The 1,736-nt window shown below is 61.1% G+C and carries 1 rRNA gene; it reads right to left on the bottom strand.

The window, feature by feature from the left end:
* Window positions 1-149: 149 nt before the first annotated feature.
* Window positions 150-1,674 (bottom strand): 16S ribosomal RNA (locus V6584_RS07885).
* Window positions 1,675-1,736 lie beyond the last annotated feature (62 nt).

A 1,736-nucleotide genomic window follows, 5' to 3' on the forward strand; every position in this document is an offset into this window, starting at 1 on the left:
GGGTGGCGGTCCGGGAACCCAACAGCGCGTCCATGCCACAGCCCTCCGACCGTTCCACGCCAGCACGCCCACGCCGCCCGGCCGACCGGCCGGACCCACGGGCACGACCCCGCCCCGCACAGGGGAGGGGATTTTCAAGATCTCCGTAGAAAGGAGGTGATCCAGCCGCACCTTCCGGTACGGCTACCTTGTTACGACTTAGTCCCAATCGCGAGCCCCGCCTTAGACGGCTCCCCCCCTTGCGGGTTGGGACACCGGCTTCGGGTGCTGCCCACTTTCATGACTTGACGGGCGGTGTGTACAAGGCCCGGGAACGCATTCACCGCGGCGTTGCTGATCCGCGATTACTAGCGACTCCGCCTTCACGGAGCCGGGTTGCAGGCTCCGATCCGAACTGAGACCGGTTTTCAGGGATCCGCTCCATGTCACCATGTCGCATCCCGTTGTACCGGCCATTGTAGCATGCGTGAAGCCCTGGACGTAAGGGGCATGATGATCTGACGTCATCCCCACCTTCCTCCGGGTTAACCCCGGCGGTCCCCCGTGAGTTCCCGGCATGACCCGCTGGCAACACGAGGCGAGGGTTGCGCTCGTTGCGGGACTTGACCCAACATCTCACGACACGAGCTGACGACGACCATGCACCACCTGTGAACCGGCCCCGAAGGGAAGCCGCGTCTCCGCGGCCGTCCGGCACATGTCAAGCCCAGGTAAGGTTCTTCGCGTTGCATCGAATTAATCCGCATGCTCCGCCGCTTGTGCGGGCCCCCGTCAATTTCTTTGAGTTTTAGCCTTGCGGCCGTACTCCCCAGGCGGGATGCTTAACGCGTTAGCTCCGACACGGAACCCGTGGAACGGGCCCCACATCCAGCATCCACCGTTTACGGCGTGGACTACCAGGGTATCTAATCCTGTTCGCTCCCCACGCTTTCGCTCATCAGCGTCAGTGACGGCCCAGAGACCTGCCTTCGCCATCGGTGTTCTTCCCGATATCTACACATTCCACCGTTACACCGGGAATTCCAATCTCCCCTACCGCACTCCAGCCCGCCCGTACCCGGCGCAGATCCACCGTTAAGCGATGGACTTTCACACCGGACGCGACGAGCCGCCTACGAGCCCTTTACGCCCAATAATTCCGGATAACGCTTGCACCCTACGTATTACCGCGGCTGCTGGCACGTAGTTAGCCGGTGCTTATTCGAAAGGTACACTCACTCTCGCTTGCTCCCAATCAAAAGCGGTTTACAACCCGAAGGCCGTCATCCCGCACGCGGCGTCGCTGCATCAGGCTTTCGCCCATTGTGCAATATTCCCCACTGCTGCCTCCCGTAGGAGTCTGGGCCGTATCTCAGTCCCAATGTGGCCGGTCGCCCTCTCAGGCCGGCTACCCGTCGAAGCCTTGGTGGGCCTTCACCCCACCAACAAGCTGATAGGACGCGACCCCATCCCATGCCGGTAAACCCTTTCCCGCACCATCATGCGACGGTGCGGAACATCCGGCATTACCACCCGTTTCCAGGAGCTATTCCGGAGCATGGGGCAGGTTGGTCACGCATTACTCACCCGTTCGCCACTCTCACCAGGCAGCAAGCTGCCCGGATCCCGTTCGACTTGCATGTGTTAAGCACGCCGCCAGCGTTCATCCTGAGCCAGAATCAAACCCTCCACAAAAAACATGAAGAAGCCGAAACGACTCTCAATCATAATTGACGGGCCGGCTTCCATAAGGAGGA

The organism is Bifidobacterium favimelis (genome assembly GCF_037963085.1).
Classification (GTDB): Bacteria; Actinomycetota; Actinomycetes; order Actinomycetales; family Bifidobacteriaceae; genus Bombiscardovia; species Bombiscardovia favimelis.